Annotated in this window: 19 protein-coding genes; 11 read left to right on the forward strand and 8 right to left on the reverse strand. The window is 63.2% G+C overall.

Features of this window, described 5'->3' with window-relative positions:
* Nucleotides 1-60 precede the first annotated feature (60 nt).
* Nucleotides 61-606, reverse strand: coding sequence for a helix-turn-helix domain-containing protein (locus DBW_RS13970; protein WP_066728151.1), 546 nt, complete (start codon nucleotides 604-606; stop codon nucleotides 61-63).
* A 229-nt stretch (nucleotides 607-835) separates the two neighbouring features.
* Here DBW_RS13970 and DBW_RS13975 point away from each other — a divergent pair, with 229 nt between their 5' ends.
* On the forward strand, nucleotides 836-2,080 hold the full coding sequence (locus DBW_RS13975; protein ID WP_066728153.1) for a ChaN family lipoprotein: 1,245 nt from the start codon (nucleotides 836-838) through the stop codon (nucleotides 2,078-2,080).
* Nucleotides 2,081-2,139: 59 nt separating this feature from the next.
* On the opposite strand, the gene DBW_RS13980 is transcribed toward DBW_RS13975, so the two are convergent.
* Complete coding sequence (locus DBW_RS13980; RefSeq protein ID WP_066728155.1) at nucleotides 2,140-3,120, reverse strand: class II fructose-bisphosphate aldolase; 981 nt, start codon at nucleotides 3,118-3,120, stop codon at nucleotides 2,140-2,142.
* 216 nt (nucleotides 3,121-3,336) lie between these two features.
* Between DBW_RS13980 and DBW_RS13985 the strand changes: the two genes are divergently transcribed.
* Entirely contained in the window at nucleotides 3,337-4,782 is a 1,446-nt protein-coding gene (locus DBW_RS13985) for a glyceraldehyde-3-phosphate dehydrogenase (RefSeq protein WP_066728157.1), read from the forward strand.
* A gap of 85 nt (nucleotides 4,783-4,867) precedes the next feature.
* On the opposite strand, the gene rpsU is transcribed toward DBW_RS13985, so the two are convergent.
* Together rpsU and DBW_RS13995 are read right to left on the reverse strand one after the other, a co-directional pair.
* A complete protein-coding gene (gene rpsU, locus DBW_RS13990) occupies nucleotides 4,868-5,062 on the reverse strand; it encodes a 30S ribosomal protein S21 (RefSeq protein WP_066728159.1) in 195 nt (64 codons plus the stop codon).
* 117 nt (nucleotides 5,063-5,179) lie between these two features.
* A complete protein-coding gene (locus DBW_RS13995; RefSeq protein ID WP_066728161.1) occupies nucleotides 5,180-6,295 on the reverse strand; it encodes a THUMP domain-containing class I SAM-dependent RNA methyltransferase in 1,116 nt (371 codons plus the stop codon).
* Between the two features lie 95 nt (nucleotides 6,296-6,390).
* Here DBW_RS13995 and DBW_RS14000 point away from each other — a divergent pair, with 95 nt between their 5' ends.
* The 4 genes from DBW_RS14000 (at nucleotide 6,391) to DBW_RS14015 (ending at nucleotide 9,820) form a co-directional block, all read left to right on the forward strand.
* Nucleotides 6,391-7,296, forward strand: coding sequence for an ATP-binding protein (locus tag DBW_RS14000; RefSeq protein ID WP_066728162.1), 906 nt, complete (start codon nucleotides 6,391-6,393; stop codon nucleotides 7,294-7,296).
* An 88-nt stretch (nucleotides 7,297-7,384) separates the two neighbouring features.
* A complete protein-coding gene (locus DBW_RS14005) occupies nucleotides 7,385-7,927 on the forward strand; it encodes a cytochrome c3 family protein (RefSeq protein ID WP_066728164.1) in 543 nt (180 codons plus the stop codon).
* 71 nt (nucleotides 7,928-7,998) lie between these two features.
* Complete coding sequence (locus tag DBW_RS14010; protein ID WP_066728166.1) at nucleotides 7,999-8,670, forward strand: PilZ domain-containing protein; 672 nt, start codon at nucleotides 7,999-8,001, stop codon at nucleotides 8,668-8,670.
* A 130-nt stretch (nucleotides 8,671-8,800) separates the two neighbouring features.
* Nucleotides 8,801-9,820 (forward strand): IS110 family transposase, encoded by a 1,020-nt coding sequence (locus DBW_RS14015; RefSeq protein ID WP_066722476.1) that lies wholly within the window; start codon nucleotides 8,801-8,803, stop codon nucleotides 9,818-9,820.
* A 450-nt stretch (nucleotides 9,821-10,270) separates the two neighbouring features.
* Here the strand turns inward: DBW_RS14015 and aat are convergent, their stop codons facing one another.
* The 3 genes from aat to clpS are packed head-to-tail and all read right to left on the reverse strand — an operon-like array spanning nucleotide 10,271 to nucleotide 13,628.
* Complete coding sequence (aat, locus tag DBW_RS14020) at nucleotides 10,271-10,981, reverse strand: leucyl/phenylalanyl-tRNA--protein transferase (protein WP_066728168.1); 711 nt, start codon at nucleotides 10,979-10,981, stop codon at nucleotides 10,271-10,273.
* A 57-nt stretch (nucleotides 10,982-11,038) separates the two neighbouring features.
* Nucleotides 11,039-13,282: an ATP-dependent Clp protease ATP-binding subunit ClpA gene (clpA, locus tag DBW_RS14025; protein WP_066728170.1), complete on the reverse strand. Its 2,244-nt coding sequence runs from the start codon at nucleotides 13,280-13,282 to the stop codon at nucleotides 11,039-11,041.
* Between the two features lie 10 nt (nucleotides 13,283-13,292).
* Nucleotides 13,293-13,628 carry an ATP-dependent Clp protease adapter ClpS gene (clpS, locus tag DBW_RS14030; protein WP_082820362.1) on the reverse strand — a complete coding sequence of 112 codons (336 nt, stop codon included), beginning with the start codon at nucleotides 13,626-13,628 and terminating at the stop codon, nucleotides 13,293-13,295.
* A gap of 376 nt (nucleotides 13,629-14,004) precedes the next feature.
* On the opposite strand from clpS, the gene DBW_RS14035 reads away from it, so the two are divergent.
* The 4 genes from DBW_RS14035 (at nucleotide 14,005) to DBW_RS19085 (ending at nucleotide 16,356) form a co-directional block, all read left to right on the forward strand.
* Entirely contained in the window at nucleotides 14,005-14,673 is a 669-nt protein-coding gene (locus DBW_RS14035) for a hypothetical protein (protein ID WP_066728174.1), read from the forward strand.
* Between the two features lie 85 nt (nucleotides 14,674-14,758).
* Nucleotides 14,759-15,796 (forward strand): hypothetical protein, encoded by a 1,038-nt coding sequence (locus DBW_RS14040; RefSeq protein WP_197463645.1) that lies wholly within the window; start codon nucleotides 14,759-14,761, stop codon nucleotides 15,794-15,796.
* A 147-nt stretch (nucleotides 15,797-15,943) separates the two neighbouring features.
* The gene (locus DBW_RS18595; protein WP_157471904.1) at nucleotides 15,944-16,120 is read left to right on the forward strand and encodes a hypothetical protein; all 177 of its coding nucleotides are present in this window, start codon (nucleotides 15,944-15,946) and stop codon (nucleotides 16,118-16,120) included.
* Between the two features lie 113 nt (nucleotides 16,121-16,233).
* Complete coding sequence (locus DBW_RS19085) at nucleotides 16,234-16,356, forward strand: hypothetical protein (RefSeq protein ID WP_257722358.1); 123 nt, start codon at nucleotides 16,234-16,236, stop codon at nucleotides 16,354-16,356.
* Here the strand turns inward: DBW_RS19085 and DBW_RS14045 are convergent.
* On the reverse strand, nucleotides 16,344-16,673 hold the full coding sequence (locus tag DBW_RS14045) for a DUF2845 domain-containing protein (protein WP_066728178.1): 330 nt from the start codon (nucleotides 16,671-16,673) through the stop codon (nucleotides 16,344-16,346). The genes DBW_RS19085 and DBW_RS14045 overlap by 13 nt on opposite strands.
* Nucleotides 16,674-16,806: 133 nt before the next feature.
* Between DBW_RS14045 and rmuC the strand changes: the two genes are divergently transcribed.
* On the forward strand, nucleotides 16,807-18,237 hold the full coding sequence (rmuC, locus tag DBW_RS14050) for a DNA recombination protein RmuC (RefSeq protein WP_066728180.1): 1,431 nt from the start codon (nucleotides 16,807-16,809) through the stop codon (nucleotides 18,235-18,237).
* Nucleotides 18,238-18,312 lie beyond the last annotated feature (75 nt).

Consider the following 18,312-nt stretch of genomic DNA (forward strand, 5'->3'; position numbering starts at 1 on the left):
CGCTACGCCGCACAAGTGGTTGTGAAGACTTACGCCGCCAGGGCGGAAAAGGACCGCTTCCTAGTAATCAAAGGTCGGCGGGGTGACGACCCACAATATCTTCGCCTCGGTCTTGCCGATATTCTTCACCGCGTGCTTCTTGTCCGAGGCGAAATAGAAACACTCGTCCTTGTTCACCTTGTAGCTCTGGTCGTCGAGACGCAACTGGATCTTCCCCTGCAGCAGGTAGCCGAACTCCTCCCCCTCGTGATAGTCCTGCAGTTCCATCTCGGCGCCGGGCTGCAGCGTCAACAGCGCCGGATCCATGTCGCGGTTCTGGGCGCCGGGCACCAGGAGTTCGACCTTGATACCCTCGGCGTCGGTCGACTTTACCCGCGCCGCGGCGCCGAAGACCACCTCGGCAGCCGGCGCCGATTCGGCGAAGAATTCCTGCATCGAGATGCCAAGGACATCGACGATATCCTTGAGGGTGGCAATGGAAGGGCAGGTCGTGTCTTTCTCCAGCTGCGAGATGTACCCCTTGGTCAGGCCCGCGCGGCTGGCAAGCTCTTCCTGGGTGAGAGCGTTGACCATCCTGAACCGCTTCAGCCGTTCACCGATTTTCACAGCGGTCTCCCTGTTTAGTCCTGCTAAGCCAAAAGTCAGGCAAGGGAGTCTATCCTGTTTCTTCGCCTTGTCAATATCAAAGTTTAGCAAGGGTAAGTAATTTGAATAGCACCGCAGTTCCTGCGCCGCTGAAAACAGGGCTTACCCCCTTGAGTCGGCAGTCCGTTTCATGCTCTAATCGGGCGCTGGAAACCGTCCGCCCTTTTGTATCCCACCTCCAGGAGCCATCATGCGCCAGACTCTTCGCCAACTCCTCATTCTCTCTGCCTGCTCTCTCCTGCTCGGCGCCTGCGCCCCCGCCGGTCCGCGGCCGCTGGGCGACCCGCAGAATCCGTATCCGCTGACCGCCCCTCCCAAGGTCGGGGAGTTCGTCCACCTGCCGACCGGGCTTGCCGTCAGCAGCGAGCAACTGCTCGCCATCGCCGGTGACGCCCGCATCGTCTATTTCGGCGAAACCCATGACAACCCCGCCTCGCACCGCCTCGAAACGATGCTCCTCGCGGGACTGGACAAGCGTCACCCAGGTAAAATGGCTCTTGGCCTGGAGATGTTCAGTCGCAGCCAGCAACCGGTCCTCGACCGCTGGGTCGCCGGTGAGCTGAGCGAGAAGGAGTTCCTGAAAGAGTCACGCTGGTTCGAGGAGTGGCGTTTTGACTTCAGCTACTACCGGGAGCTCCTCAACCTGGCCCGGGAGCGGCAGATTCCCGTGATCGCCCTCAACGCGGAAAAGAGCCTGGTGCGGGCGATCCGCGGCAAGAGCCTGGAAGAGCTCACCCCCGAGGAGCGGGCGCAGCTGCCGGAATTCGACTATGGCGACCCCTACCAGCGCGCCCAGACCCTGGCCATCCTCGGCGATCACAGCCACGGCAAGCTCTCCGCCGACGGCTTCGTCCGCGCCCAGACCCTGTGGGACGAGACGATGGCCGAATCGGTGGCCCGCTACCTGAACAGCCCGGCCGGGGAGAACCGCCATATGCTGGTCTGCGCCGGGGGGAATCACATCCGTTACGGCTTCGGCATCCCGCGCCGGGTCTTCCGCCGACTGCCATCCTCCTATACCCTGATCGGCGGCCGGGAGATCGTGATACCGGAGGAGAAGAAGGATCGCCTGATGGATGTGGAGCTGCCGACCTTTCCGATGGTCCCCTACGATTTTCTCGCCTTTTTCGCCTACGAGAGCCTGCCGCAGCAGGGGGTCCGGCTCGGCGTGATGATCGAACCGGCGCCGGACGGGAAGGGACTGCTGGTGACCCTGGTCCAGCCCGGATCGAACGCGGAGAAGGCCGGCATCCGCAAGGACGACCGGCTCCTGGCCATCGACGGTGAAGCGCTCGGGGATAATTTCGACCTGGTCTACGCGGTCCAGCAGAAGCAGGCCGGAGAGCGGGGAGAGTTGCAGGTTGAACGGGGGGGAGAAAGGCTGCAGGTCGAGGTCGAGTTTGCGGCGACTCCAACCGGTCACCCGGCCAGGTAGCAGCGAGCACAAAAAAAGCCGCCTGGATGCCGGGCGGCTTTTTTTGTGCCGGGGTCGACTCAGGCCTTGCCGGCGCTGCCGAGGACGGCCTCGTTCTTGTGCTTGATCAACTTGACCAGCTCCTTGCGGGCGGCGCCGAGATACTTGCGGGGGTCAAACTCGCCGGGGTTCTTGGCGAGGTATTCGCGCACCCGGGCGGTGACGGCCAGACGGCCATCGGAATCGATGTTGATCTTGCAGACGGCGCTCGCCGCGGCGCGGCGCAGCTGCTCCTCGGGGACGCCGACGGCGCCGTCCATCCTGCCGCCAAAGGCGTTGATCAGCTCGACATACTCCTGGACCACGCTGGAGGCGCCATGGAGGACGATCGGGAAGCCGGGGAGACGCTTTTCACACTCGGCGAGGATATCGAAGCGCAGCGGCGGGACTTCCTCCCCCTCCTTGAGCTTGAACTTGTAGGCGCCGTGGCTGGTGCCGATGGAGATGGCGAGGGAGTCGACGCCGGTCTGCTTGACGAACTCCTCGACCTCCTCCGGCTTGGTATAGGTCGAATGCTCGGCGGAGACCTCATCCTCGATGCCGGCGAGCACGCCGAGCTCCCCTTCGACGGTGACATCGAAGCGATGGGCATACTCGACGACCTGGCGGGTCAGGGCGACATTCTCCGCGAAGGGGAGGTGGGAACCGTCGATCATCACCGAGGAGAATCCCGAATCGACGCAAGACTTGCAAACCTCAAAGGTATCGCCATGATCGAGATGGAGGGCAATGGGGATATGGGAGCCCTGCTCCCGGGCCATCTGCACCGCTCCCATTGCCATGAAGCGCAGCATCGTCTGATTGGCGTAGTCGCGGGCGCCCTTGCTGACCTGAACGATGACCGGCGAGGCGGTTTCGGCACAGGCGGTGATGATCGCCTGCAGCTGTTCGAGGTTGTTGAAGTTGTAGGCCGGGATGGCATAACCGCCGCCCACGGCCCGGCGGAACATCTCACGAGTGTTGACCAGCCCGAGCTCGGTGAAGTGCACTGCATCGCCCATAGCAATTGTCCTCCTTGTCATTTTAATCAGTAAGTGCTGGTTTCGCCCGCGCAGGGCTCGGTCATTAATAGCAATTCACCACCGCCAAGTCCAGCCAAAAGTCGCGAATCGCAGGGGAAAAGGGGTTGCATTGGCGGGCCGATTCAGTTTAGGATACCGCCGCTTTTATCGCTGCCGGCGCCTGCGGGTGCCTTTGCCTGCCGGAAGGAATTCGTCATGACCATGGAAGCCCAGGAAGCCTATTTCCACGACTGGAAGAACCGCGAGGAGATCGCCGAGTCGATGCTCCCCCTGATTGGCCGCCTCTACCGCGACCACGGCGTGGTAACGATGGTATACGGCCGCTCGCTGGTCGGCGGCTCGACCATCGACATCCTCAAGGCGCATCGCTTCGCCCGCCAGATCCTCGAGAATGAGCTCTCGGTGCGGGAGACCGCCCCGATCCTGCAGGCGATGGCAGCGATGCAGCTGGCGCCGGCCAGGGTCGACATCGGCAAGCTGACGGTGCGCTACCTGGCCCAGGCCGGCGGCACCGACCTGGCGGGTTTTGTCCGCCAGGAGCTGGCGCCCGTCAACACCGGCAAAGGCTCCCTGCTGCAGGAGCCCAAGGATGTCGTCCTGTACGGTTTTGGCCGCATCGGTCGCCTGCTGGCCCGGATCCTTATCGAAAAAGCCGGCGGTGGCGACAAGCTGCGCCTGCGGGCGGCGGTGGTGCGCAAGGGGAGCCCGGACGACCTCGCCAAGCGGGCCAGCCTGCTGCGTCGCGACTCGGTCCACGGCCCCTACCAGGGGACGATCACCGTGGATGAAGAGCATAACGCGATCATCGCCAACGGCAACATGATCCGCATCATCTATGCCGACGCCCCCGAAAACGTCGATTACGGCCAATACGGCATCCACGATGCGATCCTCATCGACAATACCGGCAAGTGGCGCGACCGCGAAGGCCTCGGCCGGCACCTGAAGGCCAAGGGAATCGCCCAGGTGGTGCTGACCGCCCCGGGCAAGGGGGATGTCCCCAACATCGTCTTCGGCGTCAACAACGAGCTGATCACCCCCGAGGAAACGATCTTTTCCGCGGCCAGCTGCACCACCAACGCCATCGTCCCGGTCCTCAAGGCGGTCAACGACAAGTTCGGCATCGAAAATGGCCACGTCGAGACCTGCCACAGCTACACCAACGACCAGAACCTGATCGACAACTACCACAAGAAGGAGCGCCGCGGCCGCAGCGCCCCGCTGAACATGGTCATCACCGAGACCGGCGCCGCCAAGGCGGTCGCCAAGGCGCTGCCGGAACTGGCCGGCAAGCTGACCGGCAACGCCATCCGCGTGCCGACCCCCAACGTCTCCCTGGCGATTCTCAACCTGACCCTCGGCCGGGAGACCAGTGTCGCCGAGCTGAACGCCTACCTGCGTGACATCTCCCTCGATTCGCCGCTGCAGAACCAGATCGACTTCACCAACTCGCCGGAAGTCGTCTCCAGCGATTTCGTCGGCTCGCGCCACGCCGGGGTCGTCGATTCGGTGGCGACCATTGTCGAGGGGAATCGCTGCGTCCTCTATGTCTGGTACGACAACGAATTCGGCTACAGCGCCCAGGTGGTGCGGATGGTGGCGAAGATGGCCGGGCTCGAACTCCCCTGTTTCCCCAACTGACAGTAAGCCTGCCATACCAACAACAGAACGGCCGGTCCCAAGGGACCGGCCGTTCTGTTGTTACGTTTAAGCGATATAAAAGGGATCAGTCGGTGCGCATCAAGCGCATCTTCTTGCGGAGACGGCGTTGGGCTTCCTTCTCCTTGCGCTTGCGCTTGACGCTGGGCTTTTCGTAAAATTTCCGTTGCTTCATTTCACGGAACAGCCCCTCCTGCTGGAGCTTGCGCTTGAGGACACGGATCGCCTTTTCGACGTTGTTGTCCACGACCTGGATTTCCACGAACTGATCACCTCGCTTTCCGACATCTTTATCGCTGCGCCATAAAAGCCCTGGCCGCAGAGACAAGCAGGGAGAATATTCCACTTCCCGCCCGATTGCAAGGATTTTTTCGCCATATCACCACATGGCGGCCTGAAACAGGACCACCTCGATCCCCCCGTTGCTGAACTGCGCGAGGGGCCTGGCATCGAGGCCGGTTGCCCGGGCCAGTCCGGCATCGGGAGTGAGAAAGAGGCAGCGCCAGCCCGCACCGCCACGCCGGCAGACCGTCCCCAGGGCGGCAAAAAGCCGTTCCAGGTCCTGGTCCCGACCGAGCCGGGCGCCATAGGGGGGGTTGGCAATCAGCAGCCCCGGACCCGGCGGCAGTTGAAGGGTTTCCAGAGGCGCACAGCGCAACTGCAGCAACTCATCCACCCCGGCGCGCTCGGCATTGCGCTGTGCCGCGCCAAGGACCACCGGGTCGTGATCGCTGCCGGTGATTAGCGGCCCCGGATCTGCGCGGTGCCGCATTGCCTCGACCTGCAACGCCTGCCAGAGGCCGGCGCGGTACCCCGGCCAGGCCATGAAAGCAAAGCTTCGGTTTGCTCCCGGGGGGCGGTGGCCGGCCAGCAGCGCCGCCTCGATGGGAAGGGTCCCGGAACCGCAGAGGGGATCGATCAGCCGCTCCCGACCGTCCCAGCCGGCGCAAAGGAGCATCGCCGCCGCCAGGGTTTCCCGCAACGGCGCCGGCGCCGCATCCTGCCGGTAGCCGCGACGATGGAGCAGTTCTCCGGAACTGTCGACCGAGAGCTGGCAGATGTCGTCCTCGAAGCGGACCAGCAGCCGCTGCTCTGGCGCGGGAGCGCTGCCGGCAGCCTCCCCGAGGGCCTGCGTGATCGCCTCGCGAACGGTGTCGGCAATCCGGTCGGTATGAAAAAGCCGCGAGCCGCGGCTGCTGGCGCTGACTTCGACCCGGGTCTGCGGTCGCAGAAACTGACCCCAGGGGAGCCGCCGGGCACGCTGGAAGAGTTCCGGAAAAGCGCGGCAGCGGAAGCTCTCCAACCGCACCACTACCCGCGTCGCGGTGCGCAGCCAGAGGTTGGCCAGGTAGACCTCGCGCAGGCCGCCGCGAAACTCGACCCCACCGGGGACCGGTCGATTGGCCAGGCCCAGGGTGGTCAGTTCGCCGGCGCAGAGGGTCTCGAGGCCTGGCGCGGTAATGGCAAAGAGGGGCCGTTCACGGTCTTTTTTCATCATTCCTCCCGGGGTCGCCAGCATAGCATCGAAGCGCGATTTCTGCTACACTCCCTCACCCGAGCGACAACCCATCAACGCGGAGGAGCGCCGTCATGGCTGAACTCGACCTCGACTGGGACTACCTGCTGGAGCGCCTTGAACGACTGCTCGACCTCAGTGAAGAAGCCCTGCTGCTGAAGATCGGGCCCGACCCCGAAGAGACCCCGGAGATGGCGACCCAGGTCGCCTTTCGCTGGGTCCGCGAGGGGCGCGGCGGCTGGTTGCAGCCGATCAGCCACCCCGACCTCCCCGACCACGGCGATCTGCTCGGCATCGACCGCGTCCTGCAACGGCTGGAACAGAACACCCGCCAGTTCCTGGCCGGGCACCCGGCCAACAACGTCCTCCTCTGGGGCGAACGGGGCTGCGGCAAGTCCTCGGCCGTCAAGGGACTGCTGCGGGCCCACGCCGATGCCGGACTGCGCCTGGTCGAAGTCTACAAGGAGGACCTGCAGCAGCTGCCGGCGATCTGCAGCCTGCTGCGCGATCTCCCCTGGCGCTTTATCCTCTATTGCGACGACCTTTCCTTCGATGAATCGGACAGCGCCTACCGGGAGCTCAAGGCCCTGCTTGAGGGGGGGCTGGAGAGACGGCCGCAGAATGTCCTCGTCTATGCCACCAGCAACCGCCGGCACCTGCTGCCGGAACGCATCGTCGACAACAGCGATGCCGAGGAGATTCATCCCGAAGAGAGGATTGCGGAAAAACTCTCGCTCTCCGATCGCTTCGGCATTACCCTTGCTTTCTATCCGATGTCCCAGGAGACCTACCTGGCCGTCGCGCGCCACCTTGCCGCCCGCGCGGGCCTAGCGGTTGACACCGGCGAATTGGCGCGGGAGGCGCTGCACTGGGCGCTGGGACGCGGAGCCCGCTCGGGCCGGGTCGCCCGCCAGTTCGTCGATGATCTGCGCGGCCGCCTGGCCCTGGCCGCAAGCGAAAAAACCGCGCCCGGGTCGTGATCGCGCCAAAGACCGATTTTTTCTTTGGCGGCGGCACCAAATCGATTATAGTTGGGCGTTTCCCGAACGATTTTTCCGGAGGTCCTTAATGAAACTGCGTTGGTTCACCCTGGTCCTGTTGCTGCTGGTTATCCCTTCCCTCTCCCTGGCGCGCTGGATTACCGACCAGGTCGTCATCGAGAGCAAGGCCACCGGGCCCATTCTCTTCAGCCACTACAACCACCTCGAGGCGGTTGGCAAGAACTGCCCGACCTGCCATAACGGCATTTTCAACGTCGAACCGGCCAAAAACCGTGCCGCCACCATGGCCGACATGGAGCAGGGAAAATCGTGCGGCGCCTGCCACAACGGCAAGCGGGCCTTCAGCGTCAAGGAGGACTGCGCAAGCTGTCACCCGACCCGCGATATCACCTTCACCGTCGCCGACGCCGGCAACGTCCTCTTCAGCCACGATGTCCACACCGGAATGTACAGCTGCAGCGAATGTCACCCCGGTCTCTTCATCCCCGGGGCCGGCAACAAGCGCGCCAGCATGGAGGATATGGCCGGTGGCGAATCGTGCGGCGCCTGCCATGATGGCAGTACCGCCTTTACCGTTGAAGAGAATTGCGACACCTGTCACCAGATGTAATCGCGGGCCGATCCGTCCCGCCCAATCGCCCCATGCCCTATTCAAAATACCTTAAAGCCGGCCAGAAGATCATGCTTCGGGCCTTGGCTCCGGAGACGTCTGTCGAGCGCTTTGAGGCTCTCACGGTCTTTCTCAAGGGTCAGGGGCCGAACTATCTCGACCTCACCCTCCCCTACCAGCTCCAGGAAGGGGAGGGTTACCCCTTTACTCCGGGGATGGCCTTCGAAATCCTCTCCGATGCCATGGGACTCGGCATCCGCCTGACCGGGAATTTTCAAAGCGCCCGGGATGTCAACCAGATCCGCCTCAGCCACAACAACGACCTGCAGCTGATCCGGCGCCGGACCTTTCGCCGCCGCGACACCCTTATCGGGCTGCGCTATACCAAGGGGCGCGGGGCCCTACGCACCTTTCGCGAGCAGTGGGAAAAGAACACCCGGATCCTCAACAGCGGCGGCAACCTGGCCAGGCTCCCCGACTTCCCCCGCTGCAAGGTCAACCTGAGCGCCGGCGGCATCCGCTTTGCCATCAAGCTGCCGGTGGCGGTCGCCGATCTCTGCCTGCTGCTCTTGGAGCTTCCCGACGGCAAGCCCCCGGTCTGTGCCCTCAGCGAAATCGCCTGGCTTGCCGAAGGGGGCGAGGAGAACCGCTGCCAGGCTGGAATGCAGTTTATCCAGATCCTGGAAAGCGATCGCAAGCGGATCGAACAGTTTATTGCCGCCGGAGGCGGGGAGGAAACCTGATTACCAGACCGCCCATCCCTTCCTGCGGACAAAAAGGCCTGATAATCCTCTAAAAGGCACCTCCTACGCTACCAGGCCGATCCTGGTACGCTAGGAACAACAAACAACTCCCTATTTTAGGAGGTGCCTTATGAAACTCTACTCTGGTTTCGACCTGCACTCAAATAACAACTATCTTGGAATCATTGACCAGAACGGAAAGAGGATTTTCAAAAAGAAGCTGGACAACGACCCGAAGCAGATTTTACAAACCCTCCAGCCGTTTCGGCCCGACTTGATGGGCGCCGTTGTTGAATCGACCTACAACTGGTACTGGCTGGTGGATCTGTTGATGGACGAAGGATATCGAGTTCATTTGGCCAATCCTGCGGCCATTCAAACCTACAAGGGGTTGAAGCATGTCGACGATGTCCACGATTCTTTTTGGTTGGCCGAGATGCTGCGCTTGAACATTCTGCCGGAAGGCTACATCTATCCGAAGGAAATGCGTCCGGTACGCGACCTGTTGCGAAAACGCGGACATCTGATACGCCTTCGGACTTCGCTGATCATCAGCTTGCAGAACATCGTCACCCGCAATTGCGGCGTTCGACTCAAGGCGAACGAGATCAAACGATTCCGAGGTGACCGTATCGGTCCCCTGCTCGCCGAAAACGAGGATTTGGCCCTGGCCGGAGCGGTCAGCAAGGAGAGTATCGACTTTCTTACCCGGCAGATTCGGCAGATCGAGGCGGTTGTCGAAGGTAAAATCGATCTCGACGGCCCCTATCGCTATCTTCTGTCCCTTCCCGGCGTCGGCAAGATTCTGGGCTTGACCATCCGGCTGGAAACCGGGTGCATCGAACGCTTTGCCAAGGTCGGAAATTACGCCTCGTATTGCCGCAAGGTCTCCAGTCGCTGGACCAGCAACGGCAAGGCCAAAGGACGGGGCAACGAAAAGAACGGCAATAAATACCTGGCCTGGGCCTTTTCCGAAGCGGCCGAACTCGCCCGTCGTTTTGATCCGAAAGCGCGGGCGTTCTATCAACGCAAGCTCGCAAAGTGTCCGGTCATGGTGGCCCACGGCGCCCTGGCCCACAAGCTGACCCGGGCGGCGTTCTTCGTTATGCGCGACCAAGTGCCGTTTATGCCGGAAAAACTGTTTCCCTGATAGAACTGGCTGGGGCGGGGAACCAGCTATGGGGTTGGCCCAACCAAAAGGCCTGATTGGTCAACCGCCCCACCCAGACAGATAAGGTTATCCGCATCTTGACTGCCCATGCCGCGAGCCACAACGGGGCTGGTTCACAACCAAAAGACCTGTCAACATCCATTGGACACGGCATGGAACCGAAAATTTTCTGGACCGCGAAAAGCGGCAGGGGCCATCGGCGAACGGAACATCTGCCGATCGAGCCTTAAACCTGATGGGTGACTGTTGCAGCCAAGAGCTGACACGGAAACGGAACGAAATACCGGCATACGTCGAGAAGCAGACAACCTTCGTGGCCGAAGGCCACGAGTAAAGGCGAGAAAATCAAAAATCTTGCGCGGGAGTTTTTTACCCTATTGACCGGCGCCTTTTAATGGGTGCCCCTAATCTGTGGCAGGCCTTTTACCTTCAAGCGACCGGATATTCCCCCTCCCCGGGGAAATCCCCCGGTGGCGGCATGGTCGACGGCGTCACCCCGGAGCGCCGCAAGCGTTCCAGAAAAACCGGGCGCGGGATTTCCCGGGCGCCGAGGCTGACCAGGTGGGGATTGGCCAGCTGGCAGTCGATCAGCTCGAAACCTGCCGCCTGCAGCCGTCCGGCCAGCCAGCCCAGCGCTACCTTGGAAGCATCGGCGACCCGATGGAACATCGATTCGCCGAAGAAACAGCGCCCGAGACAGACCCCGTAGAGACCGCCGACCAATTCCCCCGCTTCCCAGCATTCAACCGAGTGGGCATAACCAAGGCGATGCAATTCCCCGTAGGCGGCCGCCATCTCCGGGCTCAGCCAGGTCCCTTCCCCCTGCTGCCGGCGGATATCGGCGCAGGCCGCGACGACGTCGTCGAAAGCGCGGTTGCAGCTGAGCTGGAAACGACCGCGGCGCAAGGTCCGGCGCAGGCTCCTGGAGCGATGGATTTCGGACGGCTCGAGGATGCAGCGCGGATCGGGGGACCACCAGAGGATCGGGTCTTCAGGGTTGAACCAGGGGAAGATTCCGCTCGTGTAGGCCAGCAGCAGGCGCGGCGGGGAGAGATCGCCCCCCACGGCGAGTAAACCGCCGGGCTCGGCCAGAGAGGGGGGCGGGAAGACGAGCTGCGCAGGAAGACGATAGACCGGCATGACAGGTTCAGGTCGAAGCGGCGTGACCGGCAGCGCGCCCGGAAAGACCGGCGGCCATCAACGGTAGCGGAAAGTGAGGCGGTCGCCTTGCAGACCGACCTGGACGGTGCCCCCCTTTTTCAGGGCGCCAAAAAGAATCTCGCCGGCGATGACATCACTGACCTCACTCTGCAGCAGTCGTCCGAGGGGACGGGCGCCGAACCGGGGATCGTGGCCGCGACGGGCGAGCTCGGTCCGGGCCGCGGCCGAGACCAGCAGGCGGACCTTCTTGTCGACCAGCTGGACCCGCAATTCGTCAAGGAACTTGTCGACCACCCGCACCATGACGGCATCGTCCAGGGGCTGGAAGGGGATGACGGCATCGAGACGATTGCGGAACTCGGGCGAGAAGGTCCGTTCCACTGCCTGCCGCGAGGAGGTGACCGGCTGGCCGCCAAAGCCGATCGGGGTGGCATTCATCTCCCGGGCCCCGACGTTGCTGGTCATAATCAGAATCACGTTGCGGAAATCGGCATGGCGCCCGTTGTTGTCGGTCAGGGTGCCGTGATCCATGACCTGCAGCAGGATATTGAAGAGATCGGGATGCGCCTTTTCGATTTCGTCCAGCAGCAGGACCGCGTAGGGATGTTTGATCACCGCATCGGTGAGCAGCCCCCCCTGCTCGAAACCGACATAACCCGGGGGTGAGCCGATCAGACGCGCCACCGAGTGTTTCTCCATGTACTCGCTCATGTCGAAACGCAGGAATTCGACCCCCAGCGCAGTCGCGAGCTGGCGGGCGACCTCGGTCTTGCCGACGCCGGTCGGCCCGGTGAAGAGGAACGACCCGGTCGGTTTTTCCGGGTGCCCGAGACCGGCCCGGGCGCGCAGGATCGAACGGCAGAGCAGGTCGATGGCTGCATCCTGGCCGAAGACCTGGCGCTGCAAGGCCGGCTGCAGATTTTTCAGCCGCCGGCGATCTGACCCGGAGATGCTGCGTGCCGGAATACGGGCAATCGCGGCGACCACCGCTTCAACCTCGGCGACCCCGATGCTGCGTTTGGCTTGCGGATGGATACGGCAGAATGCGCCGACCTCGTCGATGACGTCGATCGCCTTGTCAGGCAGATGCCGATAGTTGATGTGCTTGGCGGAGAGTTCTGCCGCCGCCCGCAAGGCGGCCTCACTGTAGCGGACGCCGTGATGGGCTTCGTAATGGCTGCGCAGACCCTGGAGAATCGCCACGGTCTCCGCCACCGTCGGTTCGAGGACATCGATCTTCTGGAAGCGCCGGGAGAGGGCCCGGTCCTTGTCGAAGAGGTTGCGGTACTCTTCAAAGGTCGTCGAACCGATGCAGCGCAGCTCGCCGGAGCCGAGCAGCGGCTTGAGGATATTGGCGGCATCGAGCGAACCGCCGCTGGTTGCGCCGGCCCCGACGACGGTATGGATTTCATCGATGAAAAGAATCGCCCCCGGTTTTTTCTGCAGCGCTGCCACCACCGCCTTGAGCCGCTCTTCGAAATCACCGCGGAACTTGGACCCGGCCAGCAGCGCACCCATATCGAGGGCAAAAATTTCCGCATCGGCGATCAAATCGGGCACCGCGCCGCCATGGATCATTAAGGCCAGCCCTTCGGCGAGGGCGGTCTTGCCGACCCCCGGTTCCCCGACGTAGAGGGGATTATTCTTGCGGCGCCGGCAGAGGACCTGCACCGTCCGCTCCATCTCCGCGCTGCGGCCGATCAGCGGATCGAGCTTGCCGTCGCGCGCCCGCTGCAGCAGGTTGACGGTGTAGGCCTCAAGGGGGTCCCGCAGCGGCGCTCCCCCCTTGGCCGGCGCGCTCTCTTCGCCCGGTTGGGGCGCGGCCCCGCCGGAACGCTCCTGCGGCGGCACCTTGGCGACGCCGTGGGAAATATAGTTCAGGACATCAAGGCGGGTCACCCCCTGACCTTCGAGCATCTGGGCGGCGTGGGAGGAGCGCTCCTCGAGGATGGCCGCGAGGACATCGCCGACGGTGATCTCATCCTTTCCGGCCGCCTGCATGTGCATGACCGACCGCTGCAGGATGCGTTGCAGGCCGACGGTCTGCTCCGGAACCGCCTCTTCCTCCCCGGGAAGGGTTTCCAGGTGCTGGCCGAAAAAGTCCTCCAGCTGCCGCTCCAGTACGCTAATCTCCCCCCCACAGTTGCGCAGGATTTCCTGCGCCGTATCGTCAAACAGCATGGCGTAGAGGACATGCTCCGAGGTCAGGTACTCGTGATGCCGCCGCTGCGCTTCGCGCACCGCCAGAGAAAATGTCAACTGCACGTCATGGTTAAACATGTTTCGTCCTTCAGGCCTGCTCGATGCTGCATTTCAGGGGAAACCCGGCGGCGCGGGCGCGGGCGTGAACCCGGGCCACCTTGGTTTCGGCAATTTCCCAGGGATAGATGCCGCAGAGGCCGGAGCCGCGCTGATGCACGCTGAGCATGATCCGGTTGGCCTCGGTCGGCGACTTGTGAAAGACCGCCTCGAGAACCTCGACTACGAACTCCATGGTGGTGTAATCGTCGTTCAGCATCAGGACCTTGAACAGGGCCGGGGAGACCGCGCGCTCCCGGGTCTGCTCCAATTTTCGCGTGCTGCTTCCCGTCCCCGGTCGCGCCACTGCCTGCCTCCCGTTATACATCCTGATTGCCTGCCATCCTAGCATAACTTCCCGGCGACTTCTACACGGCGCGCCGCGCCCCCGGTCCGCATCAGCCACGGGCAGGCCAGGACAGGGTTCGCCACAACCGGGAATTACGCAGCGGCGCAATTACAGTGTAACCACGCTATACCTGCTGTCGCAAGGGAGCAAAAAGTGGACATGACGATTACCGGGCTTAAAAAGAGAGACGGGATGATTGACAAAGCATGCTAATTTTCGGAGAATACTGGCGATTCGATCATTTAATATGTTTGCCGTACTGTGCGCTCCCCAGGAGCAGGCAGGCCCAGTAGGGCAAACGCGAACGGCACTGGCCGGTTTGCTGCCGGCCGTATCCCAAAAGGGGGTCTGCCTCATGTCTGGCGAGTTGTCTGCCGGTTATTGCGGCCACTGCAACCGGGCCGTTACGATCCGCAAGAAAAACTCTGGAGGGTTGCTGCGCAAGATGACCTCCATCTTCTCCAGCGAGGGAGGGGAATCTGAATGGGAATGCACCAAGTGCGGCCAACCGGCGGGAAAATCCTTTGTCCCCCACGTCAACCAGCAACCGGTCGCTGACGACGCGGCGGCTCAATCGTCACCGGCCGCGGCTGCCGAACCGGCCGGGAGCGGTATCCCCACCCTCGAAGTCAATGAATACCGCGATTGCCCCCATTGTCGCGGCAGTATCCGCCGGGAAGCCTTCAAGTGCCTGCACTGCCAGCTGGAAGTCCCCCCCCTGAGCAAACTGGCGGAAGCCAACTGCCACATCTGCGGTAACCTGCTCAAGTATGAAGGGTCTGCGATTGGCCAGATCGTACTTTGTCCAACCTGCACCGGCACTATCTGCCTCCCCCCCCCTGCCGAGGACCGGGTCGTCAAAACGACCCCGCCGCCCGTCGTCAAGCTTCCGGATGATCCGGCGCGCCCGACCCTGACCCTTGCCGTCTGCGTGGCCTGCGAGCACCAGCTGACCTACCAGAAAAAGCACGCCGGGCGCAAGGTCAACTGTCCCTCCTGCAAGAAACCCCTGGTCTTGCCCTGATCCTGCCGGGGAACGGGTGACGACCGGTCGCCGACGCGCTGGAGATTACGGCAACCGCCGTAACGACTGAACCCAGGAGAAAGGTTTGAATCCCATGGATATCGTCTCCGCCTCCGGTCCTCTTGGTTTGGCCTCCGGGCTCGCCGGACTGCTGATCTTTCTGCTCCTCGCCCTGCTCAGCCTGCTGGTCCCGGTTTTCGTCTGGCGCATCTGGGTCTGGACGGCGCGCAGCAACCGGGAACTGCAGCAGCTTAATGTTGCCCTGGAGCAGATCCTCGCTCGCCTCGAAACCGGCGCGGCCGTACCAGGGCCGGTTGCCGAACAACACCCCGCGGCAGCAACTTCCCCCGCGGCGGAACCTACGGGCGCCGCCCCGATCGACGAGGAACTCTTCCCACCGGCGGAACCTTACGAATCTGACGATGAAATTCTCGAAGGAGAGCCCCTTGAGGACGATTTCGGTGCGGCTTTTTCCGACAACGCGGCGGCCGCCCCCTCCTGGCAGGAAGAAAACCGGGCCGCGGCCGAATTCGCCGCAGAGGAATCGGCAGCAGCAAGCGAAGCGGAAGAAGAACCATCCTTTGCCGGTTTTGACGCCGAACCGATGCGTGATACGGACCAGGATGACTTTCCCGACATCGACTTCGAAGCAGACATAGCGCAGGGCCAGCCTGCCGCCAGCACCCACCAAGAGGAAACCTTTGCAGCAGAGGATCCCTTCGCCGCCGGCACCGATGCGGAGGAGGAGTGGCCGCCGCCAGCGGAGGCGGAGCCCCCCACACCCTCTGCGGACTTCGCGCCCCCGGCGCCCGAGGAGCCCCCCGCCCCCGCCGCTGCGTTCGAAGCCTCCGTGCCGGACGAGGCGGCGGCAGACACCTTTGCGACACCTCCGTTCCCTGCTGCCGCCACGCCTGAACCGCTGCCGGAAGTGCCAGCGCCGCCGGCGCCGGAACCCCCGGCGCCCGCCCCCCCCGACGTCATCAGCCTCCCCCAGGATCCGCAACGTCCCGCCACCAACCTGGCCCGTTGCGGGGGCTGCGGTCACAAGCTCGCCTACAAGGAATCCCTCGCCGGCAAGCGGGTGAAGTGCCCATCCTGCCAGAAACCACTCGTCCTGCCCTGATAATTCGATGCCGACACCAGGAGAAAGGAGCGGGGCCGACCGGTCCCGCTCCTTTCTCGCTTTTTTCCCTTGTCACGGGGAAATTGTTTTGGCAGAGTATTAACCTTATCTAAGGACCTTCCCCCTATTCGTGAGTGAGGAGCCGTCATGGGTCTGTCGATCGATTTCGAATGTCCCCAGTGCAAAAAAGCCGTCCACCGCGACCTCTCCGACCTCTCCCCCAGCCAGCGCTCACGCTGCCCGGAATGCGCGACGCCGGTCGAACTCTCCAGCCTCGGCCTGAGGAATTTCCAGCAGGCCCTGCAGGACTATTGCCGTCCCTGATTCGCCGCCTTCCTTGACCCGGGTCAAGGCCTCCGCCAACAGACCCTGCCAGGATAAGGCCAACGACAGCAGCGCACCTGCCTGCTGCGTCCCATCCTGGCGGAGGCTGAACCATGACCGCAACCGAGACGATCCTGTTTGGCACCATCTGGGGGCTGCTGATTGGCGGTCTGTACTTTGCCCTGCGCAGCATCCGGCGCAAGCGACGGCAGCACCAGCCCGATCAGAAGCCATAATCACCGTTCTCCACCCGGACCACCACGCCGTTTTCCAACCGCACAAAGCTGAGAAAGCGACTCGGACCGAAATTGTAGGTCCACTCCTCGACTTCGACCTTGACCCGAGTCCCCCAGTAGCGGCCGTAACGCCAATCGCTGCCCGCCCGAACCTCTTCCCAGCGTTCCCGACTCGCCGGTTCACCGCAGGAGGCCAGGACCTGAATGCGGCGATCCCCGGGGAGAATCAGATCATCCCCACAGCGCAAGGCCCAAGCCGGACCGGCCATGAAAATGAGGATAGCCGCCAGCAACAGCCAGAAATGTCTTCCGGTCATTTTTTCCCCCTTTTCCCGTCCCGTGGTGGAAACCATTATAGCGCAGCCACCTGTCCGGCACCGCCCCCTTTTGGTTTGATGCCGGCGGCCAGGCCTGCTATGGTACCGCTGAATCATCTCCGACGAGGACGGCATGACCCCTGATTCTTTCTGGTTACTGGCAGCTTTGGGGGCCGGGGCCCTGCTGGGCAGTGGCCTGGCCGCGCTGTTCTTTCTTGGTCGCGTGGCGCGAGCCCGCGAGACGGGTGAGCGGGCCGGTGCCGCTGAAATCAATACGTTGACCGAACGGCTGGCCGGCCGCGACCGGCAATTGGCCGAACTTCAGGCCGAACTGCAGCGGGCCCGGGCTGAGTTCCAGGAGCAGCGCGAGGCCAATACCCGTCTGCAGAGCAGGACCGCGCAACTCGAAACCCGGCTCGAGCTTGAGGCCACTGCCGCCGCCGAAAAACTCGCCCTCCTCGAAGAGGCGCGCCAGCGCCTGGCAGAGGCCTTCAAATCCCTCTCCGCCGAAGCCCTCTCCAGCAACAACCAGGCCTTTCTGCACCTGGCCAAAGCGACCCTGGAGCGCTTCCAGGAAGGGGCACGCAACGACCTCGACGGGCGCCAGAAAGCGATCGACCAGCTGGTCAAACCGTTGCAGGAATCCCTCGGCAAGGTCGACGCCCAGATCCAGGGACTGGAGCAGGCCCGCACCGGCGCCTATGCCCGCCTCGACGAGCAGATCAAGTCGCTGCTGACCACCCAGGCCCGGCTCGAGAGTGAGACCGGTAACCTGGTCAAGGCGCTGCGCACGCCGACGGTGCGCGGGCGCTGGGGCGAGATCCAGTTGCGGCGGGTGGTCGAAATGGCCGGCATGGTCAACTTCTGCGACTTCGTCGAACAGGAGTCGGCCACCACCGAAGAGGGACGGCTGCGCCCGGACATGGTCGTCAAGCTCCCCAACGGCAAGAATATCGTCGTCGATTCCAAGGCGCCGCTGCAGGCCTACCTCGAATCGCTGGAGAGCCAGGACGAGAGCGAACGGCGCAACCACCTGCGCGACCACGCCCGCCATATCCGCGGCCACTTGCAGAAGCTCTCGGCCAAGAACTACTGGGCCCAGTTCCAACCGACCCCCGAGTTCGTGGTCCTCTTCCTCCCCGGCGAAACCTTCTTCTCCGCGGCCCTGGAACAGGACCCCGGCCTGATCGAGTTCGGCGTCGACAATCGGGTGCTGCTCGCCACGCCGACGACCCTGATCGCGCTGCTGCGGGCGGTCGCTTACGGCTGGCGCCAGGAGCAGCTCGCCGAAAACGCCCAGAAAATCAGTGATCTCGGCCGGGAGATGTACGAGCGACTGGCGACCCTGACCAATCATTTCGCCGGGCTCGGCCGGGGGCTGGAGCGGGCGGTCGAATCGTACAACAAGGCGGTCGGCTCCCTGGAGAGTCGGGTCCTGGTCAGTGCCCGCAAGTTTCGCGAACTCGGCGCCGCCGACGACAAAGAACTCGAGGCGCCCGCCCTCATCGACCAGGTGCCACGCGCGATGACCGACCCACCTTCCGGCGAAGACAAGAGCGCCTGACCTTTACAACGCCCCTGCTGCTGCTTATATTGCTGGAAACCCTTTTTACTGGAAACCCCTTTGGAGGAATCGACT

Origin of the sequence: Desulfuromonas sp. DDH964 (assembly GCF_001611275.1) — a bacterium.
Taxonomy (GTDB): Bacteria; Desulfobacterota; Desulfuromonadia; order Desulfuromonadales; family DDH964; genus DDH964.